This window comes from Mycobacterium montefiorense (assembly GCF_003112775.1).
In the GTDB taxonomy this organism is placed as follows: domain Bacteria; phylum Actinomycetota; class Actinomycetes; order Mycobacteriales; family Mycobacteriaceae; genus Mycobacterium; species Mycobacterium montefiorense.
The window spans coordinates 122,765-145,551 of record NZ_BFCH01000026.1; the positions used below are offsets into that span (position 1 = coordinate 122,765).

Here is a 22,787-nt window from a genome sequence, read left to right on the forward strand (position 1 = left end):
GGACCTAGTTCGGTGTTAGCCGTTACCCACGTCGGGCCCGATATGTACAGCTTCGGCGGGACGCAATCCGTGATTCGGGTCATCCGCGACAACAAGATCGGCGCGGACGAGATCCGGGTGCTCTCCACCTGGGACGGGCGCAACCACGCGAAGAGCTTCCTTCTCACCGCACGCGCGGGCCTGGCGCTGGCCCGGATCCGGCGCCCCGCCATCGTGCATTTCCACATTTCCAACGGTGGTGCTTGGCTGCGCGAGGGATCGCTGATCCGGCTGGCCACAGCTCGCGGCTTCCGGATCGTTGTCACCATCCACGGCTCCGACTTTCACGAGTTCGCCGCGGCGCGCCCGCGCTTCGTGGGCAACACGTTGAAGCGTGCCGACCATGTGATCGTGCTGTCGGAGGAAGCGCGCGCCGCCGTTCTCGGGGTGGTGCCCTCGGTGGCGACCTCCGTGGTGGCCAACCCGATCCCGATCGATCTCGATGCGCCCGGAGCTGCCTCGACGCCGCCCGTGGTGCTTTTCGCCGGCACCATCGGTCGCCGCAAGGGTGTTGAGTGCCTTGTCGATGCCTGGCGGCTACTCCTGGGCGAGGGCATCGAAGGGGAGTGCCGGATCGTCGGGCGCATCGACGACTACACCCCACCGCCGACCGAGCGGATGTCCGTGGAGGGCCCGGTGCACCCCGACGACGTCCGGGATCTGCTCCGGACGGTCCGCGTGATCGCACTCCCGTCCTACGCGGAGGGCATGCCGATGATCCTCACCGAAGCCCTGGCCGGCGCACGGCCGTTTGTGGCGACTCCGGTCGGCGGAACTGCGGCAATAGCGTCCGACCCCGGTATGCTCGTGCCCGTTGGTGATGTGCCCGCGCTGGCAGCGGCGATCGGCCGGTATCTGCGCGACCCTGGCTTGGCCGAGCGTGACGGGCTGCGCGGCCAGGCGCACATTGCGGCAACACGTAGCCCCAAAGTGATTGACGCGGAACTTCGCCGGATCTATGGGGGCTGCGGGATTTGAAGCAAGTCGAACTGGTGGGATCGCGGCTCGCGGTGAGCGCGGTCGGTTTCGGATGCGGCGGTTTGCTGCAAGCGTCGTCTCGCAAGGAGCGGATGGCCGTCCTCGGTAGCGCCGTGGATAGCGGGATCACCCATTTCGACACCGCGCGGATGTACGGCCTGGGGATGGCCGAGGCGGAGCTCGGGGTGTTCGTGCGAACCGTCGGACGCGACGCCGTCACCATCGCCACCAAGTTCGGCATCGATGTCGGCGGTGTGGCCCGGCGTCTTAGCCGGTTCCAGGCTCCGGCGCGGGCGCTGCTGCGCAAGGCGCCGGCGCTGCGCCGCGCCATCAAGCGGCACCAAGGGCCCGACACGACCACTCGGGTGTACGACGCGGCCGTCGCGGCGCGCAGCCTCGACGAGAGCCTCACCGCGCTGAGCGTCGACTACGTCGACATCCTGTTCGTCCACGCGCCGAAGCCCGGCGACACCGTCGAAGATGGCGAACTCCGCGAATTCTTCGAGCGCGCCAAGCAGCAGGGCAAGATTCGCGCCTGGGGTGTCTCTCAAGACGAGGGGCTAGAGGTGGATTTCGCCGAGGCGTTCGCGCCCCAGGGCGTCAGCCAATTTCGTAGCGACCTGCTCAACCCGGCGCCGCGCCCAGCCGATCTCGCGTTCGGCGTGCTGAACAGGTCGCACACGATGCTGTCCGGGGCGCTGTCGGCCAACGAGCGGCTGGCCGGACGGTGGCGCGCGGCCCTGCAGCTCGATCCGCTGGCCCCCGGTGTGCTCGCGAAGCTGATCATCGGGTCGTCCGCGGTTGCGACGGGATCGCGCGCGATTCTCTACAGCACCACCAAGCCGCATCGGGTCGCCGAAGCGGCGAGCGCTGTCTCGTCGCCGCTGGACGTCGAGACCCTGACGCGGTTCCTCGCTCTCGTCGCCGAGTTCAGGGAAGGCGCAGTCGCGTGATCCGCGGCCCGCAAGACTTCGCCACGAACGCGACGATCGAAACCGACGTCGTGGTCGTCGGAGCCGGCACGGTCGGCATTGCCACGGCGCTGGAGCTCGCCGCGGCCGGCGTGCGGGTGGCCCTGATCGAGAGTGGCCTGGAGCGTCCCGACGATGCGGCCCAGGACTTGGCGACTCTTGATTCGCAACAGGACGACTATTTCCATGCCCGCAGTGAACTCACGGTCCGCCGACAGGTGGGCGGGACCACGGCGCTGTGGGGTGGGCGCTGCGTCAAGTTCGACGCCATCGATTTCGAGGACCGGCCGATCACCGCGCAGGCACCCTGGCCGATCGGGAATGAAGACATTGACCCCTACCGGCAGAAAGCCTGCGATTGGGCGGCGTGCGGACAGGCACTGTTCAATGCGCGCGAAATCCCCGAGATCGCGAATCAGGACCTGGTCGCCGGGCTGCCCGACGGCGCTGTGCGCACGACCGATCTCGAGCGCTGGGCGCTGCCGACGCGGTTCGGCCGCGAGTATCGGGCGGCGTTGCGAGACGCCCCGACTCTGACGCTGTGGACCGGCCTCACTTGTACCGAGATCGTCACCACCGAGGCCGGCGACGCCGTCGAGCACCTCGTCGTCAAGGCGCTCGACGGCCGCGCGGGCAGGATCGTCGCGTCGGACTACATCATCGCCACCGGCGGCCTAGAGGCGACGCGGCTGCTGCTGGTATCGGATCGCCATCATCCGGCCGGTCTGGGAAATACCGGCGGGCACCTCGGGCGCTGGTACATGTCCCACGTCGAGGCCCGGGTGGCGTGGGTGCATTTCAACACCGACAAGGTGCTGCATGCCTACGAGCGCGACAACGACGGCGTGTACGTTCGCCGGCGTTTTACCTTCGACCCGCAGCTACTACGCGACTCCGGGATGCCGAACGCGGCGGTCTGGTTGGTGAACCCGCCGATCAGCGACCCCAGTCACGGCAGCGGGATTCTGTCCGGCGTCTACCTCACGCTGATCTCGCCGGTCGGTCGTTTCCTGCTCGCTGAGGCGATTCGGGAGGCACACACCAAGCGGGGCGATTCCCGACAGGTTCTCGCGCATCTGCGCAACATCGTCCGCGACTTGTTTCCATCGATCCGGTTCGCGGTCACGTTCTCCTACGCCCGGTTCCTGCGCAGGGGCCGCAAGGCGCCGGGCTTTTTCGTGAAGAGCGCCGACAACCGATATTCGCTGCACTACCACGGCGAGCATCTTCCGCATTGGGAGAGCCGCGTTGAGCTGTCCGAGGAGCGGGATGCGTTGGGAATGCGAAAGATTCGCACCCATATGCATTTCTCCGACGCCGACTACGACAGTGTGCGCAAGGCGATCGGCCTGATCGATGAACACCTGCGCTGCCACGGCGTCGGACACGTCGAGTGGGTGAGCGACGATGTCGAGGGTTTGGTGCACAAGTACCTGGCGGAGATGGGCGGTTTCCACCAGGTGGGCACCACCCGGATGTCCGCGGCTGCCAAGGACGGCGTTGTGGACGCCAACCTTCAGGTGCACGGGGTGCGCGGGTTGTACATCGCGAGCACGTCGGTTCTTCCGACGTCGAGCCAGGCCAACCCGACGCTGCTCGGGATCGCGCTGGGTGTCCGGCTTGCCGAGCACGTCGCGAACGCGCGGGCGGCGTTTCAGCCCCCGGATTTCCGGAGCGCCTGAGCGCTTCAGCGCCTCATCGCCGCCGGGCCGTCACCTCGGCGATGACGTCGAGGAAGCGATCCGCGACGATGTCGACGGCGCAATGCTGCGCGTAGTGACGCGCCGCCTGTGCCCCGAGTTCCGCGGCGACTGACGCGTCGGCCAGCAGATCGAAAGCGGCGGTCAGCCCGGCAACGTCGTCGACGCCGATCGGCGGGCAGCCCGGTGGCTGGTATTCGGGCAGGGCACCGGCGGTGGACACGATCGGCATGACACCGAGCTGCATCGAGAGCACCTGCACGCCGCTTTGGGACGCGCGCCGATAGTGCGAGATCGACCCCTTCGCGCCTGCCAACGTCGGGATGACATCGGCGTAGCGGTAGCTGCCGTTGCGCCAGAGCGTGTGCTTGGGCAGGGCGCCCGCGTCGAGCGGCCCGTTGCCGATCAGCACCAGGTTGTCGCCGCGCCAGCGTTGACCTCCGACATGTCGCTGCCAGGCTTCCAGCACGACGTCGACGTTCTTGTAGGGATTGAGCCGGCCGAACAGGACGAAGTCACGACGTCCCTCGGCGCCCACGAAGGGCGGGATCCGGGGCAGGTCGACGTCGCTGGCAAGCGGGACGACACGGATTGGCGTGCCGGCGACGTCGCGGCGCGTGGCGACACCGGTCGCGACGTAGTCGCTGTAGGTGATGGTGGCGGCGGATCGGGCGCCCCAGCGATCGAATACCGCACGTTCGTAGGCCGGGGTCTGCTCATCGGGGTCGTGCGGTTGGTCGTCGTGCACCACCTGGATTCGGGGGGCCAGCCCGGCCAGCGCGATCCAGCGCGGGTCGCGGACGATCTCGGCGATCACCACGTCGGGGGAGAACTTGCGGATGCGGCGCCAGGCCTTCAGGGTCGGGACCCAGGTGGCAGCGGTCTTGAACCGCGGATCGAGCACCAACTCGTAATCGCGGGCGGCATCGGACTCCGGGTGTTGGTCCGACGTCACCAACAGCACGTCGGCCCCGTGCCGGATCAGCGCCTCGGACTGTACGCGTACCGCAGGCCATGTCCACGGCGAAAGCCAAAGCACCCGAGGCGAATTCACTGTCCTGGGTCAGCCTGCAGGAAGATGTCGGCGTCGGTCCACATTCGTGTCTGCAGCGAACGTCGGGGCAATCCCGCAAGCAGGTTCGTCACCCGCGGTGAGGCGAGCAGCCGCCAGGCCAGTGGGTTGATCTTCGCCCGCGTCCAGATGTGCAGACCCATGCCGCCGAGGAACCACCAACGGGTTTTGGAGGTATGGAACTGCATGCCGAAGCGCTGTCCGATCAGTTCCAGAGTCGGCTTCTGATAGAAGGTGATGTGCTGCCCGGTGGCAAAGGCGTAGTACATCCATTCCTCCGGCGCAGGGGGCCCGCCGTCGAAGAGCTCCGTCGTGAAGACGATCGTGTCGGTGCCGGTGCTTTCGAGTAGTTCGGCCACGAATTCGACGGGGTTGGCGAGATGCTCCATCACCTCGAACGCGGTGACGACCGTGTATGGCTTGCCCGGACCCGCGTCCGCCTCGAAACCGCGGGCGGTCAGGTTAGGGGAGTACCTGTCGGTCCAGTAATAGTCGAAGCCGATGTCGCGCATCAGGCGGGTAAAAACGCCGTACCCGCCGGCCGCGTCGAGAAACCGGCCACCCGGGTCGAACAGGATGTACAGCAGCACCGACATCACGCGCGCGAGGTATTGGTTGCGCCAGAGCAGGGTGGTGTCCGCCGCTGCCAGGGGGCTGGCATACGCCTCGTCCAGCCAATATGGCTCTTCGGTCTGCAGACCACCGCAGTTATCACAGAAGTAGTACTTGCAGTCGTATTTGCAGAGCACCTGGTGACTGAATGCCGGCGTGGTAGCCGAACTGCAGATGCGGCACCGCACGGTCTCAAAACCCTCCTGAGCATCCTCGCGACATCAGCAAACTTTGAGGACTGTGCAGAACCTACGGCACATTCGGCGCGATGGGCAACCCCGTGCCGGGTGCGGGACGGAACGCGGTCCCGCGCCGGGCGTGCGTGGGAAATCGCCGGGGCTACAAGAACTCCCACGTTTCGCATTGCCTGCCTCGGTACGCAAATTCTGCGCCCTCGGGATGGTAGCTTTAGTGACCAAATGCCCAAAGAGACGCTCAAGGGGAAGATCCGGCGGATCCTCGGCACCGAAACCCGGGATCAGCTCAAGGATCTGATCCTGTTCGACCATTCCCAGTCGCTCAAGGCGAACCATTCCAATCCGCTGAATCGTGCGGGCAAGAAGTGTTTTTCCTCCACCGACGAGGACGGCATAACGCTGGAGATCCTGCGCCGGATCGGTCAACTCGACGACGGAGTGTTCGCCGAATTCGGCGTCGGGGATGGGACGGAGAACAACACACTGATTCTTGCCGCCCTGGGCTGGAAGGGCTTCTGGGTCGGGGGACAGGATCTGGCCGTCGAATACGCCGACGACACGCACTTCACCTACGAGAAGGCGTGGATCACGGCGGAGAACATCGGTTCGCTGAGCCGCTCATGCCTGCAGAGAATCGGTGCCACGCAGGTCGACATGGTGTCGGTGGACCTGGACGGCAATGACATCTATCTAATCGAAAACCTGTTGGCAGACGGGATGCGCCCGAAGCTTTTCATCGTCGAATACAACGCCAAGTTTCCACCGCCGGTGAAGTTTCAGATCAGCTACGACCCCAACCATGTCTGGGAGTCCGACGACTACTTCGGGGCGTCTTTGAGCAGTTTCGCCGCGATGTTCGCACGCTTTGACTACCGCCTGGTGTGCTGCAATTCCCACTCCGGGACCAATGCCTTTTTCGTCGACGGCACGCTGTCGCAGCACTTTGCGGATGTGCCGACGGATATCAGTGAGATCTACGTGGAGCCGCGGTATTTTCTCTATTCGGGGCGGTATGCGCAGCACAAGACGTCGCCCCGCACGATTGCGAAAATCCTGGGACCGCGCGGCGATCGCTAGCCTTACTCCACGAATGGCGAAGCAGCAGAACAGAATTCACAGTACCGCGTCGATCGCTTCGATGTAGGCGTCGGTCATTGCGGCCACCGTGTAGTGCTTGCGCATGCGCTCGAAGCCGCGTTGTCCGATCGATGGCAGTTCGTCGGGCTCCGCCAGTATTTGCGCCAAGCACTCGCGCCACCCAGACACCGATACGTCGTCGACGAGGAATCCCGCCGTGCCGAAGTCCAACATCTCCGGGACGGCGCAAATCGCCGATGCCGCAACCGGAACCGCCCGGGCCATCGCCTCGAGGATCACCAGCGGGAACGCCTCGGAGCGGCTGGGTACACACAGCAGATCCGCGTCGGCCAGGGCGGGTCCGGGGCCGGCTACCCATCCGCGCCAATGCACCCGATCGCGCAGTTGCGCGGGGGTACGCGCCTGTAATCTCTTCCGATCTGGGCCGTCGCCGTAAATTGATAACTGCCAAGGCATATCGGCCAACTCGGCGAGCGCCTCGACCAGCAGATGTGGGTTCTTGTGTTCGAGGATGCGAGACAGCATCGCCAGGTGCAACGGCTCGCCGGCAGTCCGGGTCCGGCTCGGGGGCGCGGAGTCGCCGATCCCGCTGACCCCGTTGGGGGCGACGAATCGCCGTCCCCATAGCCGATGCTGCGCGGCCATCATCTCCCAATGCCGTTGCGCCAGAACGATAAATCCGTCAGCCTGACGCATCGCGGCGACCAGCGGCCGGGAGTAGATGGGCCGGTCCTGCTCGGGAGGGACATGCGGTGCCACCAGCCAGCGTCGGCCCTTGCCGGCCGCGCGCCACAACGTGGCAAATCCGGCCTCGGTGTTGGTGTCGGCGGTAATGAGCACCGTCGGGCCCTCGGGAACGTCGATGATCGGCGCCCACCAGGGTTGGCGCACCACGCTTACGGTGGGCGGGATTTCGGCGATCAAGGGGCCGAACCGCTGCATGCAGACGATCGTTACAGAGTAGCCTTGGCGGTCTAATTCCGTTGCCAACAAAGCTTTTTGCCGCTCAGCGCCGCTGTAGACCAGGCGATTGGTTGAGATCACTATCGCCGGCAGGTTGGTGCGCCGGCCAACGCCGGCGACCCTTGGCACGGTGCGCTTCGACCACCTTTGCAGCAGCGTGGTGCCGGCCAGATACAAGTCCGCGTGATGAACGCTGCGCTGGTGTTCGAGCAGCAGCGCGGTGTTGGTGCGCGCCAAATCCAGACCGCGGCGGCGTTCGGCACCCTTGTCGGGCGCCGGGTTACCCCGGTCGACGCCGAGCTCGTCGGCCAGCAGCACACGCCAGCCCGCCGCGCGGGCCCGGGCCTGCCAGTCCGCTGCCTCGCCGTAGCCGAAGAACTCTTCGTCGAAGCCGCCGATCGTGTTCCAGGCCGCGCGGCTGATCGCCAGGCAGTGGCCACCCAAATCGCCGTCGATGCTTCGTGATTCGGAAGGTTGATGCGCATAGCGGTCTGAGATCGGCGTCCCGCGCAGCGAGTCGGAGTAGCCGATGTCGGCCGTCAGCGCCCGGGTCAGTGTCTGGCGGCGTGTCGCGATGTCCCACGGCGCCGCGCCGTCACGCGCCATCGGCGAGACCGCCGCGACGCGCGGCGAACGAAGCAGCTCTCGGGTGCGTGTCAACGGTCCCAACACGCGGGCATTGGCATTTAGCAACAGCAGGTCGACGTCGCTCGGCACGTGTGCCACCAGCGTGTTGAACGCCGCCGCGAGGCCGACATGCGCCGGCCCGGGCACCCAGTGCACTGCCGGGTATCGTGTGGCCGATTCCGCTTCGCCGCTGCCGTAGAGATAGACCGCCAGCTCAGGCAACTGCTCGGCGACGCTGGCCAGGCACGCCTGCAGCGGCTCGCGAACATCGTTGGCCACGATCAGCACCGCGAGCGAGCGCGTCGACGGCAGCGCGGCGGTGTCGCCGACCGGGCGCATCAGGTATGACCGATCCAATTCCCGGTTCATGCTGCGAGCTGACTCCGGCGCAGCGAGGTTACGTCCGACCAGCGCAGCGGGCCGACGGCCGCACTGGTGGCCAGGTAAACGGCAGCCGCAACCGCCAAAGTCAAGACCACGTGATGGCCCGAGAACAGAAGTGTCACAACGACACTCGCTCCCGTCGGCACCAGGACCCGCAATAAGAAGGCCACCGGTGTGCGGTAACCACAGTGCCGGTGCAACCACCAGCTGCTGATCACCAGGTTGAAGAACTCGGTGCAGACCAGCGCGATGCCGGGGCCGACGGCGCCGTACCGCCCGGCCAGGCAGAGGTTGAGCCCGACGTTAATCACCAGAGTGGCGATCGTCAGCCAGAACAGGATCCGCTGATGGTGGCTGGCGACCAACCCTTGGCCGAGCGTGCCGCTGACGAAACGCAGTGCCGCCGCGACGAACAACAGCGCCAGCGTCGGCGTCCCTCGGGCGACGAATGCCTGGTCTCCGAAGAGTCCGATCAGCGGCCCGGCCAGCAGCGCGCCAACGACGGCGACCGGGATCGCGACGAAGCACATCAGCTCGACGCTGCGGCGCAGAAAGCCGGCGAACGCGGCGACGTCACGGGCGAACAGCTCGGTGCCCGTCGACAGCGTCGACTTGAGGAAGATCAGCGACACCACGATCGTGTTGAAGGCGATCGTGAAGGCCAACCCGTAGACGCCCACCTCGGAGTGGGTGCTCAACAGCGACAGGATCACGCCGTCGGCGCGGCAGTACAGCAGTCCGACGACGAGAAATCCGATGAGCGGCAGGCTCTCCCGCAACAGATCGGCGGCCTCGCGTCGCGCAAAAATCGGGCGCACCGAGATGTGCCGCATCGCGGCCGTGCCCTGGATCAGCAGCGCTAGGGCAGGGGGGATGAGTTGCGCGACGGCGAACCAGACGACGTCGGCGCGCTGCGCCACCAGGAAGGCGACCATGCCCAGGGCGCCCAGCCGGCCGACGACATCGGAGATGGCCACTGCGGAGAACCGCACGGTAGCAAGAAACACCGGCTCGAACCGCGTCACCATGGTCTGCATCAGCAGCGCGCCAGACAGCACCAGGAGCATGACTTGCACATCGCGGTCGTGGTAGATCAGCAAGCCGGACCCGGCCGCCAGCAATGCCAGTGGAACGCAGTAAACCAGCGCCAAGCCGCTGTTGATGCGCACCAGGCGCTCCAGGTCGCCGCGGCCGGAGGTCACGCGGCGCACAATCACGGTGGCGATACCGAGATCGGCCAGGCTGGTCCACATGGCGATGAAGAGCATCGCGATGGAAAGCAGGCCGTAACGCCCGGGACCAAGATAGCGGGCGGTCATCGCAACCGACACCACCGAGGCCAGCATTCCCAGCGCTCGGCAGATCAATTGGATCGAGAATGCGTGAGCCACCCGGCCTAGCGGCACCGATCCTACGACCGCACTAGGTGCCGTCGGCTCCGTCATGACTGACTAGTATGCGCCGTGGCTCGTGAGGACGGCCTTCACCGTCTTAGCAATGATCATGAGATCACCCGCCATCGACCAGTTGTCGACGTAGGACAGATCCAATCGGACCGACTGTTCCCACGAAAGGTCTGAACGGCCGCTAACTTGCCACAGCCCGCTGACGCCCGGCTTGACCAGGAGCCGGCGCTTGACGTCACCGTCGTATGCCTCGACTTCCCGGCGCAGCGGAGGCCGCGGCCCGACGACACTCATATCGCCCTTGATCACGTTGATAAACTGGGGCAGCTCGTCATTGCTGAATCGGCGCAGGATTCTGCCGACGGGCGTGACCCGGGGGTCCTGGCGCATCTTGAAGAGAATCCCGCCGGTGCTTTCGTTGTGCGGCATCAGGTGGTCGATCTGCTTGTCGGCACCGTCGGTCATGGTGCGAAACTTCAGCATCGTGAAGGGATTTCCATCGATGCCGATGCGTTCGGACGGGTAGAAGACGGACCCCCTGCTGGTCAGCTTGATAGCGATCGCCGCCGCGATCAGCACCGGTGCGGTGGCGATCAGGGCCGCCAGGGAGAAGCAGACGTCGAAGGCCTGCTTCTGAAAGCGCTGTGTCCCTTCGTATTGCGGCTTTTCGACGTGCAGCAGCGGCAACCCGGCGGTCAACTGCAGAGTCAGCCGTGCCTCGGCGACGTCCATCACCCCGGGCGAGACCACCAGATCGACGTCCTTGGTCTCCAACTGCCACATCAGCTCTCTGATCCCGCGCACACCGAAATGCTCGGTACGGGTCACCGCCACAGTGTCGGCACCGCAGCTGCCGATCGCGCCCACCGCATGGCTTTCGTCACCCAGGATCGGTATCTCGCGGCCGTCGACCAACAAGGTGTTACCCCGCGACGGCCCGTATCCGGGAATGCAGACCCCGACCACGACGCAGCCGGCCCTGGGGTTGCGGGCCAGCTCATGCGCCAGATGTGAAACCGCCTGCCGGTCTCCGATTGCCAACACCTTGGTCTGGCACTGGCCGCGTGCCCGCAGGGTGCCGATGTGGCGGCGCCACAGGCTGCGGCTGGCCAACAGCCCAAGGGTGCCGGCGGGAAGCGCGATCGCCAGATAGCCGCGGGCCAGGTCCACCTTGGCGAGCAGGGTGGCCATCGCGATGATTCCGAACGTCCAGAATGACGCGGTGCCGATCCGGCGGTACTCGTCGATACTGGCCCCGATGACCCGCGGAGATCTCGTCTGAAACACCGCGAGCGACGAGAGCCACAGCGCCGCGAAGAGAAACGAGAACAGGGTCATCGTCGGATCCGAGTAACCCGAGGTGTTCGCGATCTCTCCGAATCGGACGTACTGCGCGAGCATGACCGAGCCGAAGACGATAGCGGAGTCGCTGATGCGCAGCCGCCCCGCGTACAGGTTCTGCCAGCGCCGCGCGGTATTGGCGCCCGAGGCGGCCACCTGTTGCGTGATTGCCGAACCAGGAGTCCGGTTGCCAGGCAACGAGATCATTCCAGCCGGCTTTCGCTTATACGGCGACTGGTTGGGGCGGAACGCCGTCGCGGACGGCGCCGGCGACATCGGCATGATCATTGCGCTGCGTCCTTAGGTAGCACATGACTGGTAGGTCATCTGCAAAGCCGGCGCTGTGGCGGCACCCCTCAGCATGATGCTGCGCTCACAATCGATACGGCCTGGGGCACATATGCGGGCCAGCTGGCGTCATCCTCGGAGATGACAGTGACCGGCAGCGGCCATTCGATTCCGAATTCCGTGTCGTTCCAGCGCAATCCGTGCTCCTCGGCCACCTCGTGCTGACCGCTGATCTGGTAGTTCACCTCGGTGTTGGCGGTCAGGGTCTGAAAGCCGTAAGCGACGAACGGCGGCAAGAACAGCGCCCGGTGGTTGTCGGCGTTCAGCTCCACCATCACGTGGTCGCCGAAAGTCTGTGCCTCGGGCCGGATGTCGACGACAGCGGCGGCAATAGCCCCGCGGGTGCAGCGCACCAGCCTGGACTCGACGTCGGGCGGGCGCTGATGATGCAGACCCCGCACGGTCCCCCGGGTGTAGTTGAAGAAGACATCGGTCTGCGTGACCCGAAAAGTCAGGCCGTAGCGATCGAATTCATTGGCGCAGAACGAACGTGACGAGAAGCCGCGGTGGTCCCGTCGCGGTTCCAGGTCGACGATCGTGACGCCGGCAACCTTCGTTGGCGTGTACTTCACGCACCGCTCCTTCTGTACAGGACATGCATAGACGGGTCGGATTTCGAGCAGGCAATCGATTTGCTTCCGGTCATCTGGCAGCCCCCGGCTATCCGGCCGCGAACGGACGCGCCATAGCGGTGGGGATGAGCCCGTAACGGGGTACCGGAGGCGTGCGCGGCGCCGTGCCACGCGCCATCGGCAGCCCGCCCAACATGTTCGGAATTGAGCTGCCGCCGACGGAGATGTTCGGCAACGCCGCGGCCGCCATCGGTGTTTGCGGGATCACGCTGGTCCAGGCCGACGGCACCGCCATCGGGCCCAAATGGGCCGCCGTGCCGAGGCTGCCCATTACGCTCGATCCGAGGCTCGGCAACGCCGAGGCCGCACTTGCCGCACCCGACGCTGCCCCTTCCGCAGCGGCCGCGGCGGTTTCGGCGGCGGTCCTGGCCATACCTTGCGCGGTCTGGGCCATCGACAGCACGGAGGACATTCCGTACAGGGGGGTTACTCCGGCCTGAAGATAGTTGGGGAGCTGGGACGTGAGGGTCGCCAGCGTGTCCGAGACGGCGGCGCTGGTAGCGGTCGACGTGGTGGTGGCGGCCGTATCGACGCCGGGCGTGGTGAGTGCCTGCATGGTGGAGGGCACCTGGGAGACCAGATTCGCCAGGTCTGCGTGCTGCACCGCGGAGGAGGCGGTTGCCTGACTGACCGCGGCGCTCTGAGCAGTCAATCCACTGTCTTCGGTGACCTTCGGCGGAATGTTGAAGGGTGTGACATCGCAGACGGGCACCGAGTTTCCGGCGTATTGGTACATCGCCGCGGCGTCCTGCGCCCACATCTCGCCGTATTCGGCCTCGTTGGCGGCGATCGCGGCCGAGTTCTGGCCGAAGAAGTTGGTGGACGTCAGCGTCGCGAGTTGGACTCGGTTGGCGGTCACCACCGGCGGCGGAACGGTCATCGCGAACGCGGCTTCATAGATCTCAACGGCGAGCGTGGCGTGGCTGGACGCCTCGGCGGCCCGCGCGGCTGCACCAGACATCCACGCCACATAAGGACCGAACGCGGACGCCATCGTCAGCGACGAGGGACCGAGCCAGCGTCCGGTGGTCAATCCCGCGATCAGCGATCGGTAAGCGCTTGCAGCTGAGTGCAGCTCGCTGGCCAGGTTGTCCCAGGCGACCGCAGCCATGGCCAGCGAAACCGGCCCAGGGCCGGCGTACATCCGTGCGGAGTTGACTTCCGGGGGCAGAGCGCCAAAGTCGATCACGTGAAACCCCGAGGTCAGCGGAGCGCGCAGGCCGATGCGGCCCGGGCACTCGGCTGCGTGGTGACGAACGACATGTGATTCCCATCCCCGTGGACGCCGACGCTACAAACTGACAAGTCCACAATAGCCCAAAAAACATACTAATGGTTAACATATTTGGCGACGCGCCTGTCGACAAGTATCGGCAGGTGCCCCGACGCGGGCGTTAATTTGGAGACCTTGCTGCTAACCTCATAGTCAGTTCAATGTCGTCCCGAGAAACGCGGTGTGTGTTTGCGCGAAACCGCTGATGAGCCGAGGTGTGCGCCCTGCTCGAGGAAGGCATCATCGACGTGAAGGCGATCAACCCAGGTCAGGGCGTTGCGTTCGATATGGGGGTCCCGACCGGTATCGACGGACTCCGCACTCGCGCCTGGTTGCCACTGCCGACCAGTGTTGATCGACGATCTGTTGGCGCCGGCGAGCCGAGTTGTCTGCTTCGATGACGAGCCACTCGACCGATGGGCGTGCCGACGCGACACGCCGACACATCTTGCGCGCCGCCTCACATCAGTTCGCGCGGCGGGCTTACCACGAGGTCGGCCTCGACGACATACTCGCCGAAGCCGAACTGACCAAGGGCGCGATGTACTTCCACTTCCGGTCGAAGCACGCCCTGGCGGTCGCGATCATCGACAGGCAGACCGCCGCCGGCACCGTGGCCGTGCAGGAGCTGGTGACGCGGGGCCTTTCGGGTCTGGAGACCCTGATCGATTTCTCATATCTGATCGCCATCCAGGACATCAAGACGGACCAGGTCAGGGCGGGACTGAACCTGATCGAGTCCGTCGGCCGTTCGGAAGGGTTGCAGGAGAAACTGCTGGACGGATGGGTGAAGGCCCTCGGTGTCGTGGTTGAGCAGGCCATAGCCGAGGGCGACATCCATGAACGGTGCGACCCCCAAGATGTGGGGCGCATGATGGTCTCCGTGCACATGGGGCTGCGCAAGACCAGCAATCTGGACGAACCCGAACGGTTCCTGCTCGACCTCGAAAGGTGCTGGGGCCTGCTGTTGGGCGGGATCTTGCAACCGGACCGCGATGACTACTTCCGCCAGTTCCTGAGGCGACGCGCGGCGCTGGCGGTCAACACCGCCTCGGCTACCGCCGACTCCCCGTAACCAGGTCGAACGCCTGGAATGGCACGGCTGTTAATCTTGATTCTGTTGCAGCGCAATGTGAGACGAGATCACCGAATCTGCGCGCTCGATGAAACTCCGGAGGAACAGGGGTAATGGCGCGCCAGGTTCGGTCTGAGGTCACCCGGCGGAAGATTCTCAACGCCGCGATCGATGTGTTCGGCGATGTCGGGTATTCGGCCGCCGGCTGGGGCACCATCATCGAGCGCACCGGGATGACCAAAGGCGCCCTCTACCACCACTTTGATTCCAAAGAGTCGCTGGCGTCGGCCATCATCGAGGAGGGCGCCGAGACACTGCTCAATGGTTTCCGGAATGTGTGTGGGGCCGCGTCGCCGGGTCTCGAGAATCTGCTGCACGGCACGTTCACCATCGTCGGGATGCTGAGCTCGGATGATACCGCCCGCGCAGCCGAACAGCTGACCTGCACGTTGCGCGGGTTCAACGAGGCAGCCGGTCGCTTCTGCAAGGACATGGTCGAGTTGCTGGCCACCGAGGCCCGGCGAGCGATCGCGGAAGGCGACCTGCAGCCGGGCCTCGATCCGGAAGCGGTCAGCGAGTCGATCGTCGGCGCCATGTTCGGAACGCGGGCACTGTCGGACGCGATGTCCGCCCTCGGGGAGGCGAGCGGGAGCGCCACCGGTGACCTCGAACGCTTGACCCGGGTATGGGAGCTGCTGCTTCCCGGCATCGTCTCGGAAGCGTCGCTGCCCTATTTCCGCCAGTTTCTTGCTCGCGAAGTCATGCGTTACGCCCGGCCTGCTGTGACGCGCGGCGAGCCCGCCGCGGTCTCTGAAATCGGCTAATCGTGGGCAGCATGCCTAAGTGGGCCAGGGTCCGCCACTTCAACTGCGCGCCGTTTCGACAACGTACCGAAAGAATGCATACTGTTCCGGTGGTGTACCAGAAGTATGTAGGCAGACTTGTCACTTTGGCGGGTGTGATCGGGTTCCTGGTCCTGAGCGCCCCGCCCTCGGTGGCCGCACCCCCGGATACGGGTACCGCGACGGACACGCTGACCGTGTCGCTCGGTGACCTCGGGTCTGCCCCCAACCTGGAGTTCTGGGGCTTGACCAGCACGCAGGTGCTGACCGTGCCGGTGCTGCGGGGACTGACACCGAACGCCATGAACGCCACCGTTGAACTGCCGATCAATCTGCGGTCGGGGACGCTCACCGTCTCACAGGACCAGCGCACCCTCACGCGGATAAACCTGCCCACCGCGGACCAGACGCCGATCGTCATCCCGCTGGCCGGAGCGGAAGTGGTCGACAACTGGCTCACGGTGACGCTGCGGAGCTACCTGCTGCCGCAAGATGGCGTCTGCCTGTACCCGGAAAGCCCGCTGCGCCTTTCCAGCCCGTCGATCAGCTACACCGGGATCGAGCAGCCGCCCACTACGGTGGCGCACTTCCTGCCGCCGGTGCTGAAGAAACTGAGCATATTTCTGCCGCAATCGCCGTCGGCGTCCGAATCCGACACGGCGATTCAACTGGCCGCCTCCGCCGCGTCGCGCTACGGCAGGCAGAACCCCGAGATCGCCGTCGTCCCATTGACCGAAGGACAGCTCGCGCCGCCGACCCCGCCGCAACCGCTGGAACGCCAGATCGTCGTCAAAGAGGGATCGGACAACGGGCTCGCCTTGCAAGGCTCCGGCGCGGCGACGTGGCTGCTGATGTCGGGACCGCTCGGAGAAAACGACGAATCAGACACCGCCGTGCTCTTCAGCGACCTGTCCCAGCTGGCGGTTTCGTCCAAGGCCGTCGTGGATCAACTGAAACCCAACTTGCAACAACCGGGCAACACCACCACGCTGCGCGACCTCGGACAGCCCGTCGCTAACGCCACCTCGCTGCAACCGCGGGTGTCCCTGGCGCTGGACCAGACCCGATTCGGCAGGTCCATCCGCGGCGTCCGCGTGCATCTGCAGGGGTCCTATACTCCGACGCCTTCCAATATCGGCGGCCAGATTGCCGTCACGGTCGGCCCGGAGACCATCGATCACTTCCCGACCGACGGCCATGGCACCATCGACCGCTGGGTCGACGTGCCCGACCGGCTGCTGCAGCGATACACCAGCCTTGATTTGGTGCTCGACGTTGCGAGCAACGTCGGACACTGCGGCGACTTCTACACCGCCGGACCCGGAAACCAGCTGCTGAATTTGAACGTCAACGGCGACACCACCGTCGAGAGCAGCCCCGCCGCACCCCCGGTGCCCGAGTCCATGCCGCAGGCTCTGATGCCGCGTTTCCAGGTCGGCATCGAAGCCCACTCGCTGCCCGACACGGTGCGCGCCATCAACCTGGTGGTGGGACTGCAGCGAATCAGCTCGACGCCGATCTACACCCACGTGACCAGCGTGCAGCAGGCTATCGATTCGTCGAACCCCGCGATATTGATCGCCGCCGACGGATGGAGCCACTCCAATGTCGTGCTGCCGGTGTCGGCGGGGCCCAGCGGGCCGATCACCGTCAACGCCAACACGTCCGACGGCAAGCCGACCACGCTCGCGCTGGACCCGGTGATGAAATTCGCTTCTCTGCAAACGGTTTTCAACCATGGCCGGTCACTGCTGGTCGCGACATCCAACGGCACCTCGGCCCAGCTCGATGAGCTGATCAGATGGCTCGGCGGCGACAACAACAAGCGCTGGCAGCGGCTTAAGGGTGTCGCGGTGGTGGCAGTTGCCGGACAAGACCCGGTGACCGTCGACCACTCGCCGACGGCCGGACCGGTCGCCGCGCCACACGATCACTCAGACCTGGGGTGGCTCTGGTGGCTGGGCGGCGGATGGCTCGCCGTGACCATCGTCGGCGCCGGCGTGATCGTGCTGCGCAGCCGGCGCTGATCGCCGGGCTCACTGAAGCGGCGGGCGCAAGCTAGTGCTCGTCGTCCCACAACTGTTCGGTCAGATCCTGGAATGTCGCGAGGGCGAATTGGTCGTCGGCCCGCATTCCTACCGACTTGCTCATCAGCGCGCGCACGACCGAGCCGTCCTTGTGTCCCAATTCGACGACCATGTTCGCCAGGGCATGAACGACCGACAACAGGGATTCCGAATCCGGGGCCTGGTAGAAAATCTCGCGGAATCGCAGCGCCAAAACTTCTTCCGGCTCGTAGCCCACCATGTCCGCAAATGCCGTGTTGGTGAACAAGATCGTGCCGTCATCCCCGATTGCCAGCACCGGAACCGGGATCCGCTCCAGCACGACAAGAGCGGGTAACTGCTTCAAGGTGGTCATCGGTGACTGGCCGTGCTGATGCCGATTCTGTCGTCGCTCCACAGGCCGATTATGGTCTATGCCAGAGGTCATGTCGGACTTTTCCTAACGCAGGCGGTGACGGCATTTTGCCGCATCTCGTTTCGGGTTCCGCTCACTGGTTTTCCGCCGCTGGCTGGTATCGGGGGAAGACACCGGCGGGCGGCGGCAATACCGAACCGGGGACTAGCCGGGTAGCGATCGCGTCAAACGTCCTTTGCTCCTCGGCTTGCCCGAGCAAATCCAGTAGCTTGCCGGCTGACTCCGGCATGACGGGCGCGACCAACAGCGCCGCGATACGGACCGCCTCGCACGTCGTGTACAGGACGGTGCGGAACCGCACCTGATCCGCCTCGGACTCGCTCTTGCGCAGCACCCACGGCTGCTGGGCCGAGAAGTACTTGTTCGCCTCGCCCAGCATCAGCCAGATCGCCTCGAGCGCCAAGTGCATCGCCTGGTCGTCGAAACTGGCCCGCACCCGGTCCAGCAGGGCGTCGGCCGTCTTGAGCAGCTCCGCGTCGGCCGCGGTGAGCTCGCCGGGTTCGGGCATCACCCCGTCGAGGTTCTTGGCGATCATCGACAGCGACCGTTGCGCCAGGTTCCCCAGCTCGTTGGCCAGGTCGGTGTTGATCCGATTGATGATGGCCTCTTCGCTATAGCTGCCGTCCTGGCCGAACGGCACCTCGCGCAGCAGGAAGTAGCGGAGCTGGTCGACGCCGAACGCGTCCGCCAGGGCCACCGGGTCGATGGTGTTGCCCACCGACTTGCTCATCTTCTCGCCGCGGTTGTGCAGGAACCCGTGCGCGAAAACCCTTCGCGGCAGCTCGATTCCGGCCGACATCAAGAACGCCGGCCAGTAGACCGCGTGGAATCGGATGATGTCCTTGCCGATCATGTGCAAATCGGCCGGCCAGTAGCGGCGGAACAACTCCGAGTCCGTGTCGGGGAACCCCGCGCCGGTCAGGTAATTGGTCAGCGCGTCGACCCAGACGTACATCACATGCTCGGGATGACCGGGCACCTGCACGCCCCAGTCGAACGTGGTTCGCGAGATCGAGAAATCGGTGAGCCTGCCGGAGACGAAGCTGACCACTTCGTTGCGGCGCACCTCGGGTCCGATGAAGTCCGGGTTGGCGTCGTAGTGGGCGAGCAGCTTGTCGGTGTACGCCGAGAGCCGGAAGAAGTAGGTCTGCTCCTTCTCGGTCCAAGTCACCGGCGCGCCGGTCTCGGTGGCGATGCGGGTGCCGTCCACCACCTCGGTCTCCGAGTCGGAGAAGTAGCGCTCGTCGCGCACCGAATACCACCCGGAATAGGTGGCCAGATAGATGTCTCCGGCCGCTTCCATGCGCCGCCAGATCTCCTTGGACGCCTCGTGGTGGTCGGCATCTGTGGTCCGGATGAAACGGTCGAAGGAGATGTTCAGCGCTTCCTGCATGCGCTGGAACACATCTGAGTTGCGCCGGGCCAGCTCGGCGGTCGGCACCCCGGCGGCGGCCGCGGTCTCGGCGACCTTCTGGCCGTGCTCGTCGGTTCCGGTCAGGAAGCGCACGTCGAAACCGTCGAGCCGCTTGAAGCGGGCGATCGCGTCGGTGGCGATGTATTCGTAGGCGTGACCCACGTGCGGCGCACCGTTTGGATACGCGATCGCAGTGGTGACGTAATAGGGCCTCATCGAGATTCACCCTATTGTGTGCGCGTGAGCTCCAGCCGACCCGGTAAACGAGAAGCGCCGCCCGCACCCGAGCCGTTGGCGCCGCTGGTCGATGCCCACACTCACCTCGACGCATGCGGCGCCCACGACGCCGACGGGGTGGCGGCCATCGTGGACCGTGCCGCGGCGGTCGGAGTGGGCACGGTCGTCACCATCGCCGACGATCTGGACTCGGCGCGCTGGGTGACTCAAGCCGCCGATTGGGACCCGCGGGTGTACGCCGCCGTGGCCCTGCACCCGACCCGCGCGGACGCCCTCGGCGACGCGGCTCGGGCCGAGATCGAGCGGCTGGTCGCCCATCCCCGCGTGGTGGCCGTCGGCGAGACGGGCATGGACATGTACTGGCCCGGCCGTCTGGACGGCTGCGCCGCGCCCGACACCCAACGCGAGGCCTTCGCCTGGCATATCGACCTGGCCAAGCGGTGCGGTAAACCGCTGATGATTCACAACCGGGAGGCCGACGCCGAGGTGCTCGACGTGTTGAGGGCCGAGGGTGCCCCCGATGTGGTGATCTTCCACTGCTTTTCGTCCGACAGTGCCATGGCACGCAGCTGCGTCGACGCCGGGTGGTTTGTCAGCCTGTCCGGGACGGTCAGCTTCCGCAATGCCCGCGCGCTGCGGGAAGCCGTGCCGTTGATACCGGCCGAGCAGCTGCTGGTGGAGACGGACGCGCCCTTTTTGACACCACATCCTTACCGTGGCGCGCCCAATGAGCCATATTGCCTTCCTTATACTGTTCGAGCGATCGCAGAACTGCTCGATCGCCCGGCAGCAGAACTGGCCCGAATCACCACGAGCAACGCCGGGCGGGTCTACGGACTCGCCACATCGGACCGGTGATTTGCGCAACACATTCGTGCCGGAGTTGCTCCAGGTTGACCAGTTCGTTACCGTCTTGTGATCGAATCGTTGGTTTATTGCACTGCTGTCAAATTGCTGCTGGATAGGTCGTTAAGTGGTTGCTGAGGTCGGGGTAGACGCACGTTGACTGTATTGAGAAGGCTTCATCAGACCCCATCAGCGATGTTGCGGCTGGTAGTCGGGGGGCTGCTGGTAGTACTCGCGTTCGCCGGTGGCTTCGCCGTTTCGGTGTCCAAGACGGTGACGTTGACCGTGGACGGCATCGCTATGCGGGTGACGACCATGAAGTCGCGAGTGATCGACATCGTCGAAGAGAACGGGTACATCGTCGATCAGCGTGACGACTTGTACCCCGCCGGCGACGTCCAGATTCACAACGCCGACAAGATCGTGCTGCGGCGCAGCCGGCCGTTGGAGATCTCGCTGGACGGCCGCGACGCCAAGCAGGTGTGGACGACGGCATCCACCGTCGACGAGGCACTGGCCCAGCTCGCGATGACCGACACCGCCCCCGCCGCCGCCTCGCGCGCCAGCCGGGTTCCGCTGGCCGGAATGGCCCTGCCGGTCGTCAGCGCTAAGACCGTCCAGATCAACGACGGCGGCACGATCCGCATGGTGCATCTACCCGCCCCCAACGTCGCGGGGCTGCTCAGTGCCGCCGGCGTACCGCTGCAAGACAGCGACCAGGTGGCGCCCGCCGCGACCACGCCGATTGTCGACGGCATGCAGATCCAGGTGACGCGTAACCGCATCGAGAAGGTCACCGAGCGAATCCCGTTGGCGCCCAACGCTCGCAAGGTCGAAGACCCCGACATGAACATGAGCCGCCAGGTTGTCGAAGACCCGGGTACCGCCGGCACGCAGGACGTGACCTACGCGGTGGCCACGGTCAACGGCGTCGAGACCGGTCGGCTGCCGATCGCCAACATCGTGATTGCACCAGCCCGCGATTCCGTGGTGCGCGTGGGCACCAAGCCGGGGACCGAGGTGCCCCCGGTGACCGACGGCTCCATCTGGGATGCCATCGCGGGCTGCGAGGCCGGCGGAAACTGGGCGATCAACACCGGTAACGGCTACTACGGTGGCGTGCAATTCGACCAAAGCACCTGGGAGCGCAACGGTGGCTTGCGATTTGCCGCCCGTGCCGACCTCGCCAGCCGGGACGAGCAGATCACCGTCGCCGAGGTGACCAGGGAGCGCCAGGGATGGGGCGCATGGCCAGTGTGCAGCGGAAGAGCTGGTGCCCGCTGACGATTCAGCTGCTCGGGCGTTCCGATATCAGGCGGCTGGCCAAAGAACTTGAGTTGCGGCCACGAAAATCGTTGGGCCAGAATTTCGTCCACGACGCCAACACCGTTCGGCGAATTGTTTCGACCTCCGGCATCGGCCGGGCCGACCACGTGCTTGAGGTCGGCCCCGGCCTCGGCTCGCTGACGCTGGCGCTGCTCGACCGCGGTGCCACGGTCACCGCCGTCGAAATCGACCCGATGCTGGCCGAGCGGCTGCCGCAGACCGTCAGCGAGCATTCGCACAGCGAGATCCAACGACTGACGGTGGTCAACCGCGACGTCTTGACCCTCAGACGAAACGAGCTGGCCGCCCAGCCCAGCGCGGTGGTCGCCAATCTGCCCTACAACGTCGCGGTGCCGGCGTTGCTGCATCTGCTCGCCGAGTTTCCGACCATTGCGACCGTCACGGTGATGGTGCAGGCCGAAGTCGCCGAGCGGCTTGCCGCCGAGCCGGGCGGCAAGGAGTACGGCGTGCCCAGCGTCAAGGCGCGATTCTTCGGACGGGTGCGTCGGTGCGGCATGGTCTCGCCGACCGTCTTCTGGCCGGTGCCGCGCGTCTATTCCGGCCTGGTCCGCATCGACCGGTACGACACGGCGCCGTGGCCGACCGACGACGCGTTTCGGCGGCAAGTCTTCGAACTGGTCGACATCGCCTTCGCGCAACGACGCAAGACGTCCCGCAACGCATTCCTGCAGTGGGCGGGCTCGGGCAATGAATCGGCAAATCGCTTGCTGGCGGCCAGCATTGATCCCGCCCGCCGCGGCGAGACGCTGTCCATCGACGACTTTGTCCGGCTGCTGCGACGCTCGGGCCACCCCGCCCAGCCGCAGGCTTCCGGCAGCTGACCCCGGCCTTTCGCAGCGTCGCACGGCGTCGTTGCGTGTAGTTCGCTTGTAGCAGCGATAGTCTGCTGCGGTGGCGGTGGCGG

General features: G+C 65.6%; 19 protein-coding genes. 10 read left to right on the forward strand and 9 right to left on the reverse strand.

Features of this window, described 5'->3' with window-relative positions; translation table 11 throughout:
- Positions 1-12 precede the first annotated feature (12 nt).
- The 3 genes from DB708_RS22125 to DB708_RS22135 are packed head-to-tail and all read left to right on the forward strand — an operon-like array spanning position 13 to position 3,670.
- Positions 13-1,017, forward strand: coding sequence for a glycosyltransferase family 4 protein (locus DB708_RS22125; RefSeq protein WP_108925620.1), 1,005 nt, complete (start codon positions 13-15; stop codon positions 1,015-1,017).
- A complete protein-coding gene (locus DB708_RS22130) occupies positions 1,014-1,970 on the forward strand; it encodes an aldo/keto reductase (protein ID WP_108925621.1) in 957 nt (318 codons plus the stop codon). The genes DB708_RS22125 and DB708_RS22130 overlap by 4 nt, the downstream gene beginning before the upstream one ends.
- Complete coding sequence (locus DB708_RS22135; protein ID WP_108925622.1) at positions 1,967-3,670, forward strand: GMC oxidoreductase; 1,704 nt, start codon at positions 1,967-1,969, stop codon at positions 3,668-3,670. Before DB708_RS22130 ends, DB708_RS22135 begins: the two co-directional genes overlap by 4 nt.
- A 13-nt stretch (positions 3,671-3,683) precedes the next feature.
- On the opposite strand, the gene DB708_RS22140 is transcribed toward DB708_RS22135, so the two are convergent.
- Positions 3,684-4,727 (reverse strand): glycosyltransferase family 4 protein, encoded by a 1,044-nt coding sequence (locus DB708_RS22140; protein ID WP_108925652.1) that lies wholly within the window; start codon positions 4,725-4,727, stop codon positions 3,684-3,686.
- Positions 4,728-4,738: 11 nt separating this feature from the next.
- On the reverse strand, positions 4,739-5,509 hold the full coding sequence (locus DB708_RS22145; RefSeq protein ID WP_165839893.1) for a class I SAM-dependent methyltransferase: 771 nt from the start codon (positions 5,507-5,509) through the stop codon (positions 4,739-4,741).
- Positions 5,510-5,791: 282 nt separating this feature from the next.
- Here DB708_RS22145 and DB708_RS22150 point away from each other — a divergent pair, with 282 nt between their 5' ends.
- On the forward strand, positions 5,792-6,646 hold the full coding sequence (locus DB708_RS22150) for a hypothetical protein (protein ID WP_108925624.1): 855 nt from the start codon (positions 5,792-5,794) through the stop codon (positions 6,644-6,646).
- Positions 6,647-6,682: 36 nt separating this feature from the next.
- On the opposite strand, the gene DB708_RS22155 is transcribed toward DB708_RS22150, so the two are convergent.
- The 5 genes from DB708_RS22155 to DB708_RS22175 form a co-directional block, all read right to left on the reverse strand.
- Positions 6,683-8,626: a glycosyltransferase gene (locus DB708_RS22155; RefSeq protein WP_108925625.1), complete on the reverse strand. Its 1,944-nt coding sequence runs from the start codon at positions 8,624-8,626 to the stop codon at positions 6,683-6,685.
- Entirely contained in the window at positions 8,623-10,086 is a 1,464-nt protein-coding gene (locus DB708_RS22160; RefSeq protein ID WP_108925626.1) for a flippase, read from the reverse strand. Before DB708_RS22160 ends, DB708_RS22155 begins: the two co-directional genes overlap by 4 nt.
- Before the next feature lie 6 nt (positions 10,087-10,092).
- Complete coding sequence (locus DB708_RS22165; RefSeq protein WP_108925653.1) at positions 10,093-11,595, reverse strand: sugar transferase; 1,503 nt, start codon at positions 11,593-11,595, stop codon at positions 10,093-10,095.
- A gap of 149 nt (positions 11,596-11,744) precedes the next feature.
- The gene (locus DB708_RS22170) at positions 11,745-12,308 is read right to left on the reverse strand and encodes a dTDP-4-dehydrorhamnose 3,5-epimerase family protein (protein ID WP_108925627.1); all 564 of its coding nucleotides are present in this window, start codon (positions 12,306-12,308) and stop codon (positions 11,745-11,747) included.
- 88 nt (positions 12,309-12,396) lie between these two features.
- Positions 12,397-13,557 (reverse strand): PPE family protein, encoded by a 1,161-nt coding sequence (locus DB708_RS22175; RefSeq protein ID WP_108925628.1) that lies wholly within the window; start codon positions 13,555-13,557, stop codon positions 12,397-12,399.
- A gap of 481 nt (positions 13,558-14,038) precedes the next feature.
- Between DB708_RS22175 and DB708_RS22185 the strand changes: the two genes are divergently transcribed.
- The 3 genes from DB708_RS22185 to DB708_RS22195 all read left to right on the forward strand — a co-directional run bounded on the left by DB708_RS22185 (position 14,039) and on the right by DB708_RS22195 (position 17,585).
- A complete protein-coding gene (locus tag DB708_RS22185; protein ID WP_108925630.1) occupies positions 14,039-14,716 on the forward strand; it encodes a TetR/AcrR family transcriptional regulator in 678 nt (225 codons plus the stop codon).
- 113 nt (positions 14,717-14,829) lie between these two features.
- Complete coding sequence (locus DB708_RS22190) at positions 14,830-15,540, forward strand: TetR/AcrR family transcriptional regulator (RefSeq protein WP_108925631.1); 711 nt, start codon at positions 14,830-14,832, stop codon at positions 15,538-15,540.
- Between the two features lie 74 nt (positions 15,541-15,614).
- Positions 15,615-17,585 (forward strand): hypothetical protein, encoded by a 1,971-nt coding sequence (locus tag DB708_RS22195; protein WP_108925632.1) that lies wholly within the window; start codon positions 15,615-15,617, stop codon positions 17,583-17,585.
- Between the two features lie 31 nt (positions 17,586-17,616).
- Here DB708_RS22195 and DB708_RS22200 read toward each other — a convergent pair whose 3' ends face one another.
- Both DB708_RS22200 and metG read right to left on the reverse strand, forming a co-directional pair.
- Positions 17,617-17,979 (reverse strand): PAS domain S-box protein, encoded by a 363-nt coding sequence (locus DB708_RS22200; RefSeq protein WP_108925633.1) that lies wholly within the window; start codon positions 17,977-17,979, stop codon positions 17,617-17,619.
- A gap of 133 nt (positions 17,980-18,112) precedes the next feature.
- Positions 18,113-19,669: a methionine--tRNA ligase gene (metG, locus tag DB708_RS22205; RefSeq protein ID WP_108925634.1), complete on the reverse strand. Its 1,557-nt coding sequence runs from the start codon at positions 19,667-19,669 to the stop codon at positions 18,113-18,115.
- A gap of 18 nt (positions 19,670-19,687) precedes the next feature.
- Here metG and DB708_RS22210 point away from each other — a divergent pair, with 18 nt between their 5' ends.
- The 3 genes from DB708_RS22210 to rsmA all read left to right on the forward strand — a co-directional run bounded on the left by DB708_RS22210 (position 19,688) and on the right by rsmA (position 22,704).
- The gene (locus DB708_RS22210; protein ID WP_108925635.1) at positions 19,688-20,548 is read left to right on the forward strand and encodes a TatD family hydrolase; all 861 of its coding nucleotides are present in this window, start codon (positions 19,688-19,690) and stop codon (positions 20,546-20,548) included.
- 144 nt (positions 20,549-20,692) lie between these two features.
- A complete protein-coding gene (locus DB708_RS22215) occupies positions 20,693-21,820 on the forward strand; it encodes a resuscitation-promoting factor (protein WP_201263584.1) in 1,128 nt (375 codons plus the stop codon).
- The gene (gene rsmA, locus DB708_RS22220; RefSeq protein ID WP_108925637.1) at positions 21,784-22,704 is read left to right on the forward strand and encodes a 16S rRNA (adenine(1518)-N(6)/adenine(1519)-N(6))-dimethyltransferase RsmA; all 921 of its coding nucleotides are present in this window, start codon (positions 21,784-21,786) and stop codon (positions 22,702-22,704) included. The genes DB708_RS22215 and rsmA overlap by 37 nt, the downstream gene beginning before the upstream one ends.
- The last annotated feature ends 83 nt before the right edge of the window (positions 22,705-22,787 follow it).

What these genes read in the sequence shown, in the direction of transcription:
- DB708_RS22150 (WP_108925624.1), top strand. Translation starts at nt 5,792, where the DNA reads ATGCCCAAAGAGACGCTCAAGGGGAAGATCCGGCGGATCCTCGGCACC.
- DB708_RS22155 (WP_108925625.1), bottom strand. Translation starts at nt 8,626, where the DNA reads ATGAACCGGGAATTGGATCGGTCATACCTGATGCGCCCGGTCGGCGAC.
- DB708_RS22160 (WP_108925626.1), bottom strand. Translation starts at nt 10,086, where the DNA reads ATGACGGAGCCGACGGCACCTAGTGCGGTCGTAGGATCGGTGCCGCTA.
- DB708_RS22165 (WP_108925653.1), bottom strand. Translation starts at nt 11,595, where the DNA reads ATGATCTCGTTGCCTGGCAACCGGACTCCTGGTTCGGCAATCACGCAA.
- DB708_RS22185 (WP_108925630.1), top strand. Translation starts at nt 14,039, where the DNA reads ATGACGAGCCACTCGACCGATGGGCGTGCCGACGCGACACGCCGACAC.
- DB708_RS22190 (WP_108925631.1), top strand. Translation starts at nt 14,830, where the DNA reads ATGGCGCGCCAGGTTCGGTCTGAGGTCACCCGGCGGAAGATTCTCAAC.
- DB708_RS22195 (WP_108925632.1), top strand. Translation starts at nt 15,615, where the DNA reads ATGCATACTGTTCCGGTGGTGTACCAGAAGTATGTAGGCAGACTTGTC.
- DB708_RS22200 (WP_108925633.1), bottom strand. Translation starts at nt 17,979, where the DNA reads ATGACCACCTTGAAGCAGTTACCCGCTCTTGTCGTGCTGGAGCGGATC.
- metG (WP_108925634.1), bottom strand. Translation starts at nt 19,669, where the DNA reads ATGAGGCCCTATTACGTCACCACTGCGATCGCGTATCCAAACGGTGCG.
- rsmA (WP_108925637.1), top strand. Translation starts at nt 21,784, where the DNA reads ATGGCCAGTGTGCAGCGGAAGAGCTGGTGCCCGCTGACGATTCAGCTG.